12 protein-coding genes and 1 pseudogene are annotated in these 17,853 nt (G+C 36.2%); 9 read left to right on the top strand and 4 right to left on the bottom strand.

The features are described 5' to 3' along the window. Positions 1–3 precede the first annotated feature (3 nt). From AC1W31_RS02000 to AC1W31_RS01975, 6 genes are all read left to right on the top strand, one after another. Complete coding sequence (locus AC1W31_RS02000; protein ID WP_481732722.1) at positions 4–1,308, top strand: oligosaccharide flippase family protein; 1,305 nt, start codon at positions 4–6, stop codon at positions 1,306–1,308. Between the two features lie 91 nt (positions 1,309–1,399). Beyond that, a complete protein-coding gene (locus AC1W31_RS01995; RefSeq protein WP_481732721.1) occupies positions 1,400–2,692 on the top strand; it encodes an oligosaccharide repeat unit polymerase in 1,293 nt (430 codons plus the stop codon). Then, positions 2,689–3,831, top strand: coding sequence for a glycosyltransferase (locus AC1W31_RS01990; protein WP_481732720.1), 1,143 nt, complete (start codon positions 2,689–2,691; stop codon positions 3,829–3,831). The genes AC1W31_RS01995 and AC1W31_RS01990 overlap by 4 nt, the downstream gene beginning before the upstream one ends. Next, positions 3,824–5,653, top strand: a complete 1,830-nt coding sequence (locus AC1W31_RS01985) for a glycosyltransferase (protein WP_481732719.1) — start codon at positions 3,824–3,826, stop codon at positions 5,651–5,653. The genes AC1W31_RS01990 and AC1W31_RS01985 overlap by 8 nt, the downstream gene beginning before the upstream one ends. 6 nt (positions 5,654–5,659) lie before the next feature. Next, positions 5,660–6,763 carry a non-hydrolyzing UDP-N-acetylglucosamine 2-epimerase gene (gene wecB, locus AC1W31_RS01980; protein ID WP_481732718.1) on the top strand — a complete coding sequence of 368 codons (1,104 nt, stop codon included), beginning with the start codon at positions 5,660–5,662 and terminating at the stop codon, positions 6,761–6,763. 153 nt (positions 6,764–6,916) lie between these two features. Beyond that, a complete protein-coding gene (locus tag AC1W31_RS01975; protein ID WP_481732717.1) occupies positions 6,917–9,046 on the top strand; it encodes a bi-domain-containing oxidoreductase in 2,130 nt (709 codons plus the stop codon). 12 nt (positions 9,047–9,058) lie between these two features. Here the strand turns inward: AC1W31_RS01975 and pbpC are convergent, their stop codons facing one another. Both pbpC and AC1W31_RS01965 read right to left on the bottom strand, forming a co-directional pair. Next, positions 9,059–11,407, bottom strand: coding sequence for a penicillin-binding protein 1C (pbpC, locus tag AC1W31_RS01970; protein WP_481732716.1), 2,349 nt, complete (start codon positions 11,405–11,407; stop codon positions 9,059–9,061). 19 nt (positions 11,408–11,426) lie between these two features. Then, the gene (locus tag AC1W31_RS01965; RefSeq protein ID WP_481732715.1) at positions 11,427–12,149 is read right to left on the bottom strand and encodes a pyridoxine 5'-phosphate synthase; all 723 of its coding nucleotides are present in this window, start codon (positions 12,147–12,149) and stop codon (positions 11,427–11,429) included. A 188-nt stretch (positions 12,150–12,337) separates the two neighbouring features. On the opposite strand from AC1W31_RS01965, the gene AC1W31_RS01960 reads away from it, so the two are divergent. The 3 genes from AC1W31_RS01960 to AC1W31_RS01950 all read left to right on the top strand — a co-directional run bounded on the left by AC1W31_RS01960 (position 12,338) and on the right by AC1W31_RS01950 (position 14,591). Continuing rightward, positions 12,338–12,790: a GatB/YqeY domain-containing protein gene (locus tag AC1W31_RS01960; RefSeq protein WP_481732714.1), complete on the top strand. Its 453-nt coding sequence runs from the start codon at positions 12,338–12,340 to the stop codon at positions 12,788–12,790. Positions 12,791–12,878: 88 nt separating this feature from the next. Further along, a complete protein-coding gene (locus AC1W31_RS01955) occupies positions 12,879–13,388 on the top strand; it encodes a CvpA family protein (RefSeq protein WP_481732713.1) in 510 nt (169 codons plus the stop codon). A 141-nt stretch (positions 13,389–13,529) separates the two neighbouring features. Further along, positions 13,530–14,591 carry an NAD-dependent epimerase/dehydratase family protein gene (locus tag AC1W31_RS01950; protein WP_481732712.1) on the top strand — a complete coding sequence of 354 codons (1,062 nt, stop codon included), beginning with the start codon at positions 13,530–13,532 and terminating at the stop codon, positions 14,589–14,591. A 207-nt stretch (positions 14,592–14,798) separates the two neighbouring features. Here the strand turns inward: AC1W31_RS01950 and AC1W31_RS01945 are convergent. Together AC1W31_RS01945 and lon are read right to left on the bottom strand one after the other, a co-directional pair. Beyond that, a pseudogene (locus AC1W31_RS01945) lies at positions 14,799–14,942 on the bottom strand (transposase); the annotation flags it as partial. A 174-nt stretch (positions 14,943–15,116) separates the two neighbouring features. After that, complete coding sequence (gene lon / locus AC1W31_RS01940; RefSeq protein WP_481732711.1) at positions 15,117–17,603, bottom strand: endopeptidase La; 2,487 nt, start codon at positions 17,601–17,603, stop codon at positions 15,117–15,119. Positions 17,604–17,853: the final 250 nt, after the last annotated feature.

Genomic DNA, 17,853 nt, shown 5'->3' with positions numbered 1-17,853 from the left:
TACGTGAAATTTAAAAATATTATACAAAATCTTGGAGCCAACCTTCTGATAATTATACTCGGATTGGTTGGCTTTATTATTTTAGCCCGTTGGTTAGGGCCAAGTCAACGGGGTGTTTTTGCCGCTATTATTCTCATCCCAATCATTCTTCAAGACTTCGTCAATTTTGGATTGTCTTCTACCACAATCTACTTCACCGCTCAGCCTTCATCTGATAAAAATAGAATTTGGAGTAACCTTGTTATCATGGCGATTATTCAGAGTATTTTAGGGCTTTTCATTGGCTATTTTATTATCAGTCTTTACCTTCACAATTATGGTTTAGCAATTGTTAATCTTGGGCATTTATACCTTTTTACCATTCCAATGGGCTTATTTGGAATGTATGCTACTTATATTTTACAAGGAGCATCAAATTTCAAGATTACTAATTCCCTAAAATGTATCGTCCCAATTGGTTATTGTACAGGTATTATTTGGTTCAGATTTCAACAAACTTTAACCATCGAAAATCTTGTTTATTTACAATTAACGATTCAGTTTTGTAATTTAATTATTGCAGTATTGTTCCTTTACAAAATACTCTTAAATCCGTTTTTATTCAAAATTGATTATAAACTGATTCGACAAATGCTTAGGTATAGCATAAAGGTCTGGTTTGGGGATATTTCTCAATTAGCTAATTCTCGAATCGACCAGTTTTTGATTGGAGGAATTTTGAGTAGTCGAGATTTAGGAATTTACACCATCGCAATAAGTGTTTCGGGGTTTACTGGCATTTTTGCGGATGCGGTCAAAACGATTATGTTACCTTCAGTGACAGGCAAAGAATTACTCCTAGAAAAGATTATAGAGACACTTAATTTCTTTAAAAAATACTGGATATTTAGTGTTTTTTTTCACGTAATTTTCGCTTGGAGTTTACCAATTCTTATTCCTTTTGTCTTTGGAAAAGCTTACTCAGAATCAATTTTAATAGGTCAAATTTTAGTAATCGGCCATTTTTTTATTAATGCAAAAACAGTTTTAGGAGGAGGAATCTTGGGTATGGGTTTCCCAGAAATCGTAAGTTATGTGGAAATAATTGGAATGATTATTTCTTTGATCTTCAGCATTTTACTGATAAAAATTTATGGATTAATTAGTATTCCAATTGCCATTTCTTTTTCCTATTTTAGTCAGTTCTTAGGGTTGATTTTTTTTACCAACAATAAAGGAATTAAATACAAAAAAATGATCTATATTTCTCAAAGTGAATTTAAAGAATACTTAAATTGGTTGAAGAATACCACTCAATATTTCAAATGAAAACTTTATGCTTTGGATTGGCATTTAGAAGAATAACCTTCCCAAGGTTTTAAATATCTACCCTAAAGTGCTTAAACTTTAACCACGAATAATGAGAGAAAATCTATTTTTTGCTTCTTGCCTGGACTTTACGGTATTATTAACCAGTTCGTGGTTGCTATTTCGTTATGGCAGAATTTCACTCTATCATCCAGCAACAACCTATTTGGTTTTTCACGTTTTTACTTTCACTTCTCGCTTAATTTTCTTAACCAACGGGGCGGCGTTTTTCTTAGCAGAACAATTTGATTATTTTACCGAAATAGAAAGTTACGAAATTTTTAGAGCTTCTTTGTTGGCCGATTTGGGCTTCATTTCTATGACTATTGCGTGGTTATTGGAAGCTAAAAGAAAACCATTTCCCAACCCTTTGAAATCAAGCATATTGTTAGATGAAAGTGTGTTAAAAATAGTGCTTTTCATCACCATTCCATTGGGTATTTGGGGTATTTTTTCTCAATTATATATCCCAGGTATCGGAAAATCGCAATTTAATTTTGGGGGCTGGGAACATTCAACTTACATCATAAATGCTCAGAATTGGTTAGTATTAAGCTACTTAGTTATTGTTTTCAAGTATGGGTTCCGTAAATCTTATTTGATAATTATCCTAATTTGTCTATTTATTCTTGGCCTTCAAGGAGAACTCCGATATCGAGTTTTAGTTCCATGTATATTTTTACTTTTTCTTTATTTACATCGGCAACAAAAAAAATGGCTTTCTACTCGTTTTGTAATCATTATTTTAGTAGGAATTATGGTTTTCTTACCGATGAAATACGTTGGAAAACTGATTCAGCAGGGAGCTTCAACGGAAGAATTAGTAGAATTTGCTTCTGAATATCGAGAAAGTTTAGACATCGGAGCAAATGCTGATTTTTCTTTCTTGGATATGTACGCTTCCACCCTCACTTTAATTGACCAACATGGCGTATATTACTACGGAGCAACTTATCTTACCTTATTTTTAGTACCAATTCCACGCCCTCTTTGGCAAGCAAAACCCTCGGTGGTGCAATGGATGACAGATATTTCAACGCCTTCTCGAAACTTGAAAGAATTAGGCTCAATCCCAACAATTTATGGCGAAGCGTACGCTAATTTTGGATATTTAGGAATTATTTTTGTTCCATTCTTATTTGCCAAATATGCTGCTCGTTGGTATTTTAGAATTATCAATACGCATCCACAATCTGCAAATCTCTACCTTTACCTATATTTTGCCGCCATCATTGTTCAAGTTTATCGTGATGGATTAATATCAATTATTATCTTCCTTTCGGCCTATAATATACCAGGATTTTGCATTTATTTTTTCAGCATCCTTAAACAAAAACGTGCTTGAATAAACATAGACTACATATATGGATGAATATCCCAAGTTATTATCAGAATGACTTATTTAATGAACTGGCTAAAAATTATGATAAATTTGAAGTCATATATGCCCATTCACATGATGAAAATCGAATAAAGCAAGGATGGAATTTTGGAAATATTCAGCACTACAAATCCAAGACGATTGGGACTGATTTATCTAATTTGGCTTTGATTTCCTACGTATTCAAGAATCGAAAAGCCACGCATATTGTCAATGGAATTTGGGCAGAAAAATCATTTTTATTCGTAATAATTCTTTTAAATATTTTTAGAGTTAATTTTTTAATCTATTCTGAAGCTCCCGTACCAGCCGAAGAAAGAAGTTTTATTAAAAAAGTCATCTTAAGTTTTATCGTAAAACCATTAGCTAAACTCCTGATAATCAGAGCCAAAGGATTTTTAGCAATTTCAGTTTTTGCCGTAGAATATTTTGAATTATTGGGCGCAAAAATTGATAATATATATCGATTTGGCTATTTTAGAACGGTAAATAATAATGAGAAACTAACCGCTGACAGTTCTATTGTATCTTTAATTTTCGTAGGGCAACTCATTGAAAGAAAAGGAGTTATTCTATTATTGGAAGCCATAAAAATCGTTGCTGAAACAAACACTAAATTTCACCTTACCATCATTGGAACGGGAAAATTAGCACCTATTTTGCAGGAGTTTATTAATAAAAATCAACTAAAAAATATGGTAACCTTAATAGGAATTATCGACTCCGAAAAAATTACTGATTACATCGAAAAGGCAGATTTATTAATCCTTCCCTCTATTTTTGATGGTTGGGGAATGGTAGTAAATGAAGCTTTACAAAGCCATATTCCTGTACTTATTTCTGATAAATGCGGCGCAAAAGAATTAATAAAACATCAGAAAAATGGACTTATTTTTGAGGGAAATAATTTAAACTCTCTCATAGAAAATATACAGTTTTTCTTGCAACTATCGCTCGTAGAAAGGGATTTAATGAAAAATTATGCGGGTAAAATAGGAGAGAAAATTAGTATTCCAATCGTCAGTAAGTATTTGAGTTTTTGCCTGAATCATTGTTTAGAACCACAGCATTTAAAACCAACCGCCCCTTGGCTAAATGAATAAAAGAAGAATTTTACTTATCGGCATACTTCCGCCACCCATTAATGGACAATCAATTGCTTTTCAAGCACTTGCAAATGAATTGGATGCAGAAGTCTTGATTATTTCTGGTCAAAGAAACACGCATATTTCGGTTACACTTGCCAAAATATTTAACTTCTTTGGCATATTATTTCGGCTGATTGCGAAGTTACTTTTCAGAAAATACGTAGTTTATCATACCATTTCACAGTCAAAAGAAGGATTTTTGAGAGATTTTTTGATTGCAATTATTTCAAAAATTTTTGGCAATAAAGTCATCGTGCACATACACGGAGGAAATTACGATGGATTTTATCAAGCTCAAAAACCATTCATTCAAAAGCAAATTAATAGAATGCTAACAAGCGTAGATTCTATCTTGGTTTTGTCGGAAAGTTTGACAAAAATGTTTGATTTTAACCCAAAATTAAAGAAAAAAATAAAAATTGTTCAAAATGGATTAGCTTGGAATTTTGATAAAACCCAAACAAATCACAAAGAATTACCCATTTCAGAAGACTCGCCCATAAAAATTATTTTTCTCTCAAATCTCATCGAATCTAAAGGTTATTTAGATGTTTTGGAAGCAACTTCTATTTTGGTAAACGAGAATGGCTATAATATTGAAGCCAATTTTTGTGGAGAATTTATTCATTATGACGATGCAAAAAGGTTTGCCACCTTATCCGAAGCAAAAGATTATTTCTATGCGTTTATTGCCAAGAATAACTTAGAAAATCATGTCAATTACCATGGAATCGTTGGGCTGGAAAAGAAGCAGGAATTACTAAAAGAAGCCCATTTTTTTGTCTTACCCACAAACTATATCAACGAAGGGCAACCCATCTCAATTATTGAGGCAATGGCGTATAGTTGCGTAGTGCTAACGACCGATTATCGTGGTATTTCAGACTTGATAACTATTTACCAATCAGGAGTTTATGTAAGATTTAATAATCCCAAAGAAATAGCTTTTGAAATTCGTAATTTGATACAATATCCTACCGAATTTCAAAGAATTACTAAGAATGCGCATCAAAATTATCTCCAAAATTTCACGAAGGAAAAGCATTTGAGAACCTTAATAAATGAAATTGAAAGCTATACTTTTGAACACAAAAATTCCATAGATTTTCATTCTGAAACTGCCGTAGAATTTGATGGAAAATATGTACAATCACCTCAATTTCAAGAGCGTTATCAAGTTTGGACGACACTTTTTGAGCGATATATCAAATCTGGAATGACGGTTTTAGATGCGGGTTGTGGTTCGGGGATTTTCAGTATTTATTTAGCCCTTGAAAAATGTATTGTCGTAGGTGTTGATGGCTCGGGAAAAATGATTGAACTTTGTAATCATTATCAACGCATAAATGACTTAAAAATCTCTTTTATTCAAGCAGTTTTACCCCTCGAAAATATTGAAAATTTTGGCAAAAAAGATGCTATTTTGTGTTCGAGTGTATTAGAATATATTGCTGATTATGAGGCTGTTATTAATCAATTTAAAAAATTATTAAATCCAAAAGGTATCCTTATAATTTCAATGCCCAATAAAGATAGTTGGTACCGAAAAATTGAGAAATATATTTTTAAAATCACCCAAAGACCGCCTTATTATCAGTACATTCAGCATATTTTAACCGAAAAAGACTTTTCAAAACGATTAAAAAATTATGGTTTTGAGTTGCAAGAATTTACATATTATCCCAATACTACTATTTTTTCAAGGCTCTTAAGAATGCTTGGTGTGAATGAAAAAAATACCAATACCATGTTTGTGGGAGTCTATAAATTACAATAAATTGATATGATAAAAATCTTAAATATAGTCGGTGCCAGACCTAATTTTATGAAGGTCGCTCCACTTCACCGTGCTTTCGAGAATCATCCAGAAATTGATTCTAAAATTGTCCATACGGGGCAGCATTTTGATGCTAAAATGAGCGATGTCTTTTTTGAACAGCTTCAAATGCCAAAACCGCATTACTTTTTGGGTATCGGTGGTGGTTCGCATACCGAAGTTACGGCCAATACAATGCTTGCTTTTGAAAAGGTTATTTTAACGGAACAGCCCGATTTAGTGTTGGTGGTAGGCGATGTAAATGCTACACTTGCTTGTGCGTTAGTGGCTATTAAATTGCACATTCCCGTTGCTCACGTAGAGGCGGGTTTGCGAAGTGGTGACCGCTCGATGCCCGAAGAACTAAATAGAATTTTGACCGATAGCGTTTCTGATTATCTTTTCATTACTGAAAAATCGGGCGTGGATAATCTCAAACGAGAAGGCGTATCCGATGAAAAAGTATTTTTTGTGGGAAATGTAATGATTGATTCGTTGGTACATTATCTCGAAAAAGCACAACAAACGACAGTTTTGGAGGAATTGGGTTTATCGAAAGATGAATTTGTGGTCATGACCATGCACCGTCCCGCCAATGTGGACACCGAGGAAGGACTAAAAGCGATTTTATCAATTATTGAAGATACCGCAAAATACAAAAAAGTTGTTTTGCCCATTCACCCAAGAACGGCAAATAATTTAAAGAAATTTGGACTTTATGAACCATTAAGTGCTATAAAAAACCTCATTTTGACAGAGCCACAGGGATATTTGGAATTTTTACAGTTGATGCAAAATGCTTCGGTGATTATTACAGATTCGGGTGGAATTCAAGAAGAAACGACGTTTTTGAAAGTGCCCTGTTTGACTTTTAGAGATTCTACGGAACGACCAATCACGGTGGAAATTGGAACAAATCAGCTTTTAGCCGACTTAAATCCACAAACAGTTCACGAAAAATTAGTCGAAATTTTGGAAGGAAAGACCAAACAAGGACAAATTCCACCACTTTGGGACGGAAAAACAGCGGAAAGAATTGCAGAGATTTTGGTATCGAAAATTACGAAATAATCATTTGGCACGCAGATGACACAGATGCCTTCGGCAACGCAGATTTTTGCAGATTAAAAAATACTAAATGTATTCTATTAAAAAATCCTTTCAAATCTGCGTTGCGAAGCATCTACGTCATCTGCGTTCCATTATTTACTAACTGATTAATCCATGAAACAACTTATTCAACACCTACAAACTGGCGAAACAATTTTAGAAGAAATACCTGTTCCGCAGGTACGAAAAGGTTGTGTGTTGATTAAAACGTCTCGTAGTTTAGTATCGCTGGGTACTGAAAAAATGCTGGTAGAATTCGGGAAAGCTAATTTTATTGAAAAAGCCCGACAACAACCCGAAAAAGTGAAACAGGTTTTTGATAAAATCAAAACCGATGGGTTCAAACCAACCGTTGAGGCTGTTTTTAGAAAATTATCTGAACCAATTCCTTTGGGATATTGTAACGTAGGCGAAGTCGTAGCGATTGGCGAAGGAATAACCGAATTCAAAATTGGTGACCGTGTAGCGTCAAATGGTGCTCATGCAGAAGTGGTTTGTGTACCAAAAAACTTAGTCGCTCTAATTCCAGATAATGTTTCTGATGATGAAGCTGCTTTTACAGTTGTTGGAGCAATCGCTTTGCAAGGAATTCGCTTAGCAAATCCAACTTTAGGAGAAACTGTCGCTGTAATTGGCCTTGGACTCACCGGTCAATTAACTATAGAATTATTGCAGGCTAATGGATGTGAAGTAATTGCATTCGATTCTGACCAATCGAAAGTTGATTTAGCGAACACAAAAGGTGTAAAAGCGTTCAAAGTTTCAGAAGATAATGATTCTGTAAAAATTGCCCAAGAAATTACCCAAAATATGGGCGTTGATGCGGTTATTATTACAGCTTCAACCAAATCAAACGCAGTGATTTCGGAAGCAGCAAAAATGTCTCGAAAACGGGGCAGAATTGTGTTGGTGGGCGTTGTTGGACTGAATATTAACCGTACTGATTTCTACGAAAAAGAATTGACTTTTCAAGTTTCATGTTCGTATGGGCCAGGGCGATACGATGCTAATTATGAGCAAAATGGACAAGATTATCCGATTGATTCGGTACGCTGGACGTTGAATCGAAATTTTGAAACGGTATTAAAATTTATCTCAATAAGTCGGCTTAAAGTGCAACCTTTAATTACGGAAGTAGTTAATTTTCAAGATTATAAGCAAGTTTATGAAAATATTGGGAAGTCAAAATCCATTGCTTCTATTCTAAAATATCGTGAAACTATTGACGTAACACAAACTAAAATTACCCTCAAAAATCACGATATCTATAACTCAAATGCTGTTTTAGGCATCATCGGGTCAGGAAATTTTACCAAAGCAACTGTCCTTCCTGTTTTATCCAAACTCAAAGCCAGTATCAAATATTTATCGTCCTCCTCGGGTTTATCGGGAACGTTATTGGCCAAAAAGTTTGATGTTCAATATTCTACCACAAATAATGATGACATTTTGAATGATTTGGAAGTTGATGCTATAATAATCACAACTCGACACAATGCTCACGCTCGTATGTGTATCGCAGCCTTGCAAGCAGGAAAACACGTTTTTGTGGAAAAACCGCTGGCACTTTGTCTGGACGAAATTAATGAAATTATTGACGTTTACGAGCAATGTGGTAAGACTTTAACAGTTGGATTTAATCGTAGATTTTCACCTTTTGTTCAAGATATTAAACAAAAATTAGGACATTCAACTATCCCAATTAATGTAGTTGCAACGATAAATGTGGGTGAAATTCCAGCAAATCATTGGACGCAAGACATGAGTATTGGTGGTGGAAGAATCATCGGAGAAGCCTGCCATTTTATCGACTTAATTACTTATCTATCAGGCAGTTTAGTGGAATCGGTGGTTATGAATCCAATGGGTAAAAATCCCCAAGAGAATACAGATAATGCGACTATTTTATTGAAATATCAAAATGGCTCAACGGGCGTAATCAATTATTTTGCCAATGGAAATAAGCGTTATTCCAAAGAAAGAATTGAAGTTTATTCACAAGGAAAAACGATGGTGGTTGATAATTTTCGTAAATCGAAATATTACGGTCTAAAATCCACTGGAATATCTGGAATATTTAAAAGTCAAGACAAAGGACATTACGAACAATTCCGATTATTTTTGGAAAGACTCAAAAACGGCGGAGAAGCTATTATTCCTTTTGAAGAAATTATCAATACTTCACGAGCCAGTATTTGTGCAATAAAATCTCTGAAATTGGGGGCTTGGGTTAATATTCCTTAAATCGAAGTCCTATTATTCCCATCGAATCTTTACAAAAATATCCGTATTCCTTCCTTTGTCATCACTGCAAGAAATCTTAATTTTCCCTGCCCTTGGCTCAAAAAAAATGGGCGTATTTGGCGTTGATTTTTGCAGTAATTTATCGTTGATATACCAATAAATTTCCTTCACATCATTTCTGACTTGAGCGTTTAGCATTAATTTTTGCGTATCGTTTTTATCCAAAATATATTCCAAACCATCCACAGGATAGACTATTTGTGGCGCATTTTCTTGGAATATTCTTTCACATGTTGGATTATGCGGAGGAATATTGGCGTAAAGAATATGCTTAGTTTCAAACCAACTTACTAACTCGGGTGCGAAGTTTGGATAAACTTTCTTGACCGCCCCGTTATCAGGCAAACAATGCGAGCAATAACTCATTCGCTCATCCGTACTTACATACACATACTTGGCGTGCGTACATAAAGTCATTTTTGAAATACTCGGAATATAATAATCCGTTATTTGATTGACACAAAATTCATTAGGAACATCTCCACTTTCTGCACAGACCTTTCTCATCGCCATATTTTCGGGCGATTTGAACCATTTTGAGGAAGAATTATAATCAATTGTATTGAAAATATCGAATAAAAGTGGCGTGGCAATATTGGCTCCCGAAAGTTCCGGAACGCCTTCGCCAGAGAAATTCCCCACCCAAATCCCAACTGTATATTTGGCATTGTAGCCAATGCTCCACGCATCTTTTTTACCGAAAGATGTGCCCGTTTTCCAAGCAATTTTGGGCATTCGGTACGTATAGGCATAGTTGTTGGGTAAATCTGGACGAGTAATTTGCGTTAAGATTTGATTGATTAGGTAGGTGGATTCAGGGGAAATGATTTCGGATTGACGATTTACGATTTCGGATTGGTTCTCAGATTTGATATATTTTGATTTCTGAAATTGGCCTTCATTCGTAAAACTCGAAAACAAATTGGTCAACTCTTCCAAAGTCACGCCACAGCCACCCAAAACTAAGGATAATCCTAATTTGGATGAATTCTTTTTTACCGCTTGAAAATCTGCTTTTTTGAGTTTATCCACCAAAACGGGCGTAGAAATTTCCTTTAAGATTTTAACGGCAGGAATATTCAGTGAATTTGCTAAAGCGTATTCAATCGTAATTTTTCCGTGAAATAATTTATCAAAATTCTCAGGTTCAAAACCGCCAAAATTCGTTGGAACGTCATTAATGGTTGTTTTTGGCGTGATAATTCCCTTGTCAAAAGCCGTTGCGTATAAAAGTGGTTTCAACGTACTTCCTGGTGAACGAATCGCTCGCACGCCATCCACTTGTCCGCCGTCCACGGGATTATTAAAATCTGCCGAACCCACATATGCCTCCACTTGGTGCGTTTGGTTATTTATTACCATCACCGCAGCGTTATGAATATTCATGGCATAAAGCCGACTCACGTAGTTTTGTACAATTTTCTCAATCGTCAATTGCTTATTCCGAATCAAGGAAGAATGAATATTTGCCTCGGTCGGATACTCATTTTTTAATCGTAAAGAAAGATGCGGTGCAAGCTTGGGTGCCTCGTGTCTTTGAACGTTTAAAGGTTCGCTCAGAGCATCGTCAATGTCCTGATCATGAAATACTTCCAGTTCTTTAAATTCATTCAACCAACGATTCCTTTCCTTCAGAATAAAATCATTATTAATTCCCAAACGCAAACTTGATGGACGATTTGGAATAATTGCCAAAGCCATCACCTCCGCTAAACTTAATACATCGGGCGACTTCTGAAAGTACAAAATGGAAGCAGATTTTATGCCTTCGATATTTGAGCCGTAAGGCACCAGATTTAGATAAAGTTGGAGGATTTCATCTTTGGAGTAATGCACTTCCAATTGAAAAGCACGCAGAATTTCGATAATTTTATTGAAATACGTCCGACTTTGGGGCTTCAATAATCGAATAACTTGCATCGTGATGGTACTCGCCCCAGAGGTTCGTCTGCCCGTAAATACATTACGCACACCCGCCCGCATAATCGCAAAAGGATTTACCCCAAAATGCCAACGAAACCAACGGTCTTCCTTATAAACAATGGCTTTTTCGAGCGTTGGCGTAATCTCTGAAAGCTCCGTTTTCATTCGCCATTTATCCTGATTATTCAAAAAAGCATGAAGTACTTTTCCTTCCGAATCAGTAATTAAAGTGGAATAATTAGGTTGGACTTTGAAGGGGAAAATGAAGTCTAAGGCAACGAAAAGCAATAAGCCGTAAGAAATAATTCTTACGGCTTTATATTGGAAAATTCTTTTTAGGAATGATATTGTGTTTTGTTTTAAATGGTTGAAATTCATTTGGTTGATATTTATTAACCTACTCCGCTTTTGTCTCCCGCAGATACAACTGAACCGCATTCTCCAAACCTAAATACAAAGCATCACAAATTAAGGCGTGACCGATGGAAACTTCTAAGAGGTTAGGAATATTTTGTTTAAAATAACGCAAATTATCCAAACTCAAATCGTGTCCTGCATTGATTCCTAAATCTAATTCATTGGCTTTTTGAGCCGCTACAATAAAGTCTTTAATCGCTAATTCACGGTTTTTGAGATAGTTTTCGGCGTAAGGTTCGGTGTATAATTCTATCCTGTCCGTTCCTGTTTCTTTCGCTCCTTCTACCATGCGTGGGTCGGCATCCACGAAGATTGATGTTCTGATTCCTGCTTCTTGAAATTGAGCAATCAAATCTTGCAAAAAGCTTTTGTGTTTTATGGTATCCCAACCTGCATTGGAAGTAAGCGCCCCTAAAGCATCGGGTACAAACGTTACTTGGGTCGGACGATTGGCAAGGACTAATTCAATAAATTTTGCCTCCGTTGGATTTCCTTCAATGTTAAATTCAGTCGTAATAACTTCTTTCAAATCATAAACGTCACGATAACGAATATGGCGTTCGTCGGGACGGGGATGTACGGTAATTCCTTCCGCACCGAAACGCTCACAGTCCAACGCCACTTTTACTACATTTGGATTGTGGCCTCCTCTCGAATTACGAAGAGTGGCTATTTTGTTGATATTTACGCTTAATTTAGTCATTTTATTATTAGGTGTTAGTGGTTAGGGTTTAGGTCTTAGTGAAAATACTAACAACCAATACTCAATAACCAATAACGATTTTATTACTTTTGTGAATTGAACATTGAAAACGAAACTAATGTTCTCCGAATAGTTCAAAGTTAAGGTAAACTGAGAACTCAGTACATAAAATACAGAACTTTTTTAATATGTCATTAAAAACTAATATCGACAACGGCATTAAAGATGCCATGCGTGCCAAAGACCAAGACCGTCTCAGAACGCTCCGTGCTATTAAATCATTAATTCTATTGGAAGAAACTTCAGGCACTCATACTGTTGGCGACCTTTCAGCAGATATTGAAATGAAACTTTTGACCAAAGCCGCCAAACAACGCAGGGATTCTTTGGAAATATTTACTTCCCAAGGACGTGAAGATTTGGCAAGAGTTGAACAAGCGGAATTGACAATCATCGAAGCGTTTTTACCGAAACAATTATCGGAAGATGAACTAAGAGCAAAATTAGAGGAAATAAAAACTCGGGTAGGTGCATCTGCTCCGTCAGACATTGGTAAAATGATGGGCGTTGCCACTAAAGAATTAGCAGGTTTAGCGGATGGAAAAGTTGTTTCTGCGATGGTAAAAGCACTTTTGAATTAGCTTTGAGCCGTGAGCTTTGAGCTATGAGAATAAAAGTTGAAAATTTTTCTTAAGGCTCAAGGCTCAAAGCTCATCGCTTACAGCTATAATGCAATTAATTGACATTCTCATACTTCTTCCCACGCTTTGGGGAGCATACATCGGCTATCAACGGGGCATCATTATTGAAGTCATTTCGATAGCCGCTTTTGTGATTTCGGTTATTATTGGTTTTCGAGCCTTGGGTTATGCGGGTGATTGGATTTCGCCTTACGTGAATAATCGTATGACGGAGAAATTAGTGCCTTACATTGGCTTTGGAGCGGTATTTTTCCCGATTGTATTTCTCATTAATAAATTAGGTTGGACTCTACGAAAATCCATCAAATATACCGTTTTGGGCAGTTTTGACTCGCTCGCAGGCGCAATTATAGGAGCATTGACATGGGCTTTTGGCATTAGCATTTTTATCTGGCTAACCAGTTCTATCGGTATAAAATTTCCAGAAAAAGAAACCAAAAATACGTATCTATATCCCTTAGTAAAACCACTCGCTCCCAAAATTATTGAAAAAGCCATTGACGTTGTTCCGAAGCAAATTGATAAATGGCGAGGGTAAATGGGGGCAATCTCATCAGCGCATTGGCAAAGATGAAGGATGGGAAATTATAGAGGCAGTTCTTTATAAATTATGAGTCCATCATATTTATATTCTTAAAATTGATAATCAATCGTATAAGAACATAGAAAACAATAATAAATGAAAATACTACTAACAGGCGGGGCGGGTTTTGTCGGTTCGGCACTTGCCATCAACATTAAAAGTAATTATCCAACTTACGAAGTTATCTGTTTGGATAACCTCAAACGTAAAGGTTCTGAACTCAATTTACCTCGTTTGGCGAAAGCTGGGGCTGTTTTTGTTCATGGAGATATTCGTAATAAAGAAGATTTTGATTCCCTTCCAAAGGTAGATTTTGTCATTGAAGCATCAGCTGAACCTTCGGTTTTAGCAGGATTAGACGGAACACCCGACTATTTGATTAATACCAATTTAGTCGGAACAATCAATTGTTTGAACTATACCAAAAAATGCGGTGCAAACTTTATTTTCCTTTCAACGAGCCGTATTTATCCCATCAAAGCGATTGAAAAACTGAATTACGAAGAACAAGAAACTCGCTTTACTTTAATGGATAATCAACCAATCAGAGGTGTTTCTTCAAAAGGAATTGCCGAAGATTTTCCATTAGACGGTGCAAGGTCATTATACGGAGCAACCAAATTAGCATCCGAATTAATGATTCATGAATACAACGAATTTTACGGCATGAAAACCGTCATCAATCGTTGTGGTGTACTGACTGGTCCTTGGCAAATGGGTAAAATCGACCAAGGTGTGATGGTACTTTGGGTAGCAAAACACTTCTGGGAACAGAAATTGGCGTATATCGGTTACGGCGGTTCGGGCAGACAAACCCGTGATATGCTTCACGTAAAAGATTTATATAAGCTCATTGATTTTCAATTACATAATATTGATAAGGTTAACGGCGAAATCCTGAATGTTGGGGGTGGCGTAGAAGTAAGTGCTTCGTTGCAAGAATTGACTCAGATTTGTCAAGAAGTTACTGGTAAAACCATTTCAATAAGTCAAGTTCCAGAAAATCGTGCGGCGGATATTCCTTTGTACATCACTGATAATTCAAAAGTTACGGCTTTGACGGGCTGGAAACCTGAGATTTCGATGAAACAAATTGTGCAAGAAATCACCGATTGGATTACGGAAAATGAAGAATCTTTGGCTTATGTTTTGAAGTAAGAAAGCCAATGAGTTGAAAGTCGGCAAGTTTTTTTCGTAATGAGAAAAGTTTCGTTCACTCAGAGAGTCTTCACTAAACTGTGTTAAATCAAATTTCCAGTTTTTGGATTTGAATTCTATCTCCAAAAGTAACCGGTAATTCTGATAAAATTGATTTCCATTGAAAGGCGGTTTTATTCAAGATTTTTTCCATGTTTTAGTTGGCTAAAAAGCCAGTTTTAACAAGGCATTATCTGAAGTAAAAGCCGCCTTTGTTTTTGTCATTTTGCGGATATTTCGATGATAAGACTCAACCGTATTAGTGGTATAAATCATTTTCCGAATCAAGGGGGAGTAATCAAAATAAGCTGATATATTACTATAAAAGTTGCACCTGGGTGTGGGAAAATTCCGATTCGATAGCTTCTGTAAATGCTTCGGGGTAAACCATTTACAGAAGCAAATAGTACGTCTTCAACATCCATTTGCTTCATGTCATTCATAATAGTCAACCAGAACTTTTGTGCTTGAACCATTTTGAAAACCTTAATTTAAGATAGCCTCTTTCTTCTCCTCGGGAAAAATAAACTTAATCGGTTTAGAAACTTTTTCCTTCATCAACGCAATTTCTAAAACTTCATCTACATAGTCCACGTAATGGAAAGTTAGGTCAGAGATATACGATGGCGTGATTTCTTCGATATCTTTGCGGTTTTTATAACAAAGGATAATTTCTTTAATACCCGCACGTTTAGCCGCTAAAATCTTTTCTTTTATCCCTCCCACTGGCAATACTTTTCCCCGTAAAGTTACTTCACCCGTCATCGCTAAATGAGGTTTCACTTTGCGTTGGGTTAGTGCCGAAGCAATGGAAGTCGTCATCGTTATTCCCGCTGAAGGCCCATCTTTTGGCACCGCTCCTGCGGGTACGTGTACGTGAAGGTTATAATTTTCAAAAATACGATAGTCAATGTCGTAGTCTTCCGCATGCGCCCGTAGATACGAAAGCGCCGCCATTGCCGACTCCTTCATCACATCCCCCAATTGTCCAGAGAGTGTAATGCCTCCTTTTCCACGATTGAGAATGGATTCAATAAAAAGTATATCGCCGCCAACGGGTGTCCAAGCCAAGCCTGTAACTACGCCTGCGGCATCATTTGTTTCGTATAAATCTTTATCAAAAATCTCTTGACCTAATAGTTTTACAACTTCTTCGGGCTTAATCGTTTTTGGATATTCTTCCTCCATCGCAATAGATTTTGTAATTTTACGAACCAATTTTCCAATCTGTTGCTCCAATTTACGCACGCCTGACTCACGAGTATATCCTTCCACCAATTTTTGCAAAGCAGCATCGGTAATACTAAGCGTTTTATTATCTAAACCATGTTCCGCTTTTTGCTTCGGAACAAGGTGTTTTTTAGCAATTTGTACTTTTTCCTCAATCGTATAACCGCTAATGTCAATAATTTCCATACGGTCACGGAGGGCAGGATGAATGGTATCCAATGAGTTGGCCGTGGCAATGAATAATATTTTTGAGAGGTCATATTCAACTTCCAAATAATTATCCATAAATGAACTATTTTGCTCAGGATCAAGGACTTCCAAAAGTGCTGATGATGGGTCGCCACGGTGGTCTGAGCCTACTTTATCAATTTCATCTAAGATAAAAACAGGATTTGCCGAACCCGCCTTTTTGATATTTTGAATCAATTTTCCCGGCATGGCTCCAATATATGTTTTGCGATGCCCTCTGATTTCAGATTCATCGTGCAAACCACCCAAAGCCATACGAACATACTTACGACCCAATGCCTTGGCAACTGACTTTCCGAGGGAAGTTTTACCTACACCAGGAGGGCCATAAAGACATAAAATTGGGGCTTTCATATTGCCTTTCATTTTCAAAACGGCCAAATATTCGATGATTCTTTCTTTGACTTTTTCTAAACCTGAATGGTCATTGTCAAGAATTTTTTGGGCTTTCTTGAGGTCGAAATTATCTTTGGTTGTCTCATTCCATGGCAAATCGGTTAATAATTCAACATAATTCATCAACATCGGGTATTCTGCCGACATTGAATTGGTACGTTGCAATTTAGCTAATTCTTTATTGAAATGGTCTCCTACTTCTTTACTCCATTTTTTGTTAGCTCCTTTGGCTCTAATTTTGTCAATCTCCACCTCTGGACTTTCCACGCCCAATTCTTCCTGTAACACTTTTATCTGTTGGCGAAGATAATAATCCCGTTGTTGTTGGTCAATATCGCTACTGGCTTTGCTCTGAATTTCACGTTTTATTTCCAATAAATCAATGTCATTCATCATCAGCTCCAACAAACGACGAGCTTGTTCCAGACCGTCTCTAATTTCTAATAATTGTTGTTTTTCATTACCTTCTGCATTGACATTTGCCGATAAGAAATGAATCAAAAAATCGGCTGATTCGATGTTATCAAGGGCAATTTGGGCTTCACGGGGAATTTCCGGATTCAGAAATAAGATTTTAGAAGCCATTTCACGCAAAGACTGAATCAAGGCTTTGTTTTCCTTGTTCAATTTTTTTGGTAAATTATCATCCCAATAAGCCACTTTTGCGGTGAGATTTGGATCCGTTTTTGTATAACTTTCCACCTCAAAACGCTTGCGACCCTGCACAATAATGGTGGTGTTTCCACCCGGCAAAGCAATCATTTTGAGAATATGCGCTACCGTACCAACTTTAAACAAATCTTCGCCCGTAGGGTCTTCTTTATTGGGATTTGCCTGCGTAATTACGCCTAAAGTACGGTTGCCTTTATACGCTTTTTTAACTAAACGAATTGATTTTTGTCGTCCAACGGTAATCGGAATGACCATCCCGGGAAACAAAACCATATTACGAACTGGCAAAATAGGTAATTCATCAGAAAGTACTCCTAATTTATCATCATCAATGTCTTCTCCTCCGATTGGGATGAGTTCTATGTTATCAAAATCAGTGATTTCGGTAAGTCTGAGGTTATTTAAAAATGTTCTATTATAACTCATAATGTTGATATAAAATTATTGGTTATTGGTGAATGCTGTTTTGAGGTTTGGCTATGTAATTAGTAACGAGGGGTTTATTCTCTGAAATTATCATCGGTTAATTCCTGTACTTAAAACAGAATTTTCTGCCACTATGACATAACATATAAAATTAATGTTAAAATTCATATTCATCAAAATGATTTATTAAATGGTCAAATCGTATGCCGATTGACAAATTGGCAGAGTATAAGATTGCACGCACTACAAA

It is taken from the genome of Arcicella sp. (genome assembly GCF_964672035.1).
The sequence above is the reverse complement of the archived record's forward strand: the minus strand, read 5'-3'. Positions and strand labels throughout refer to the sequence as shown.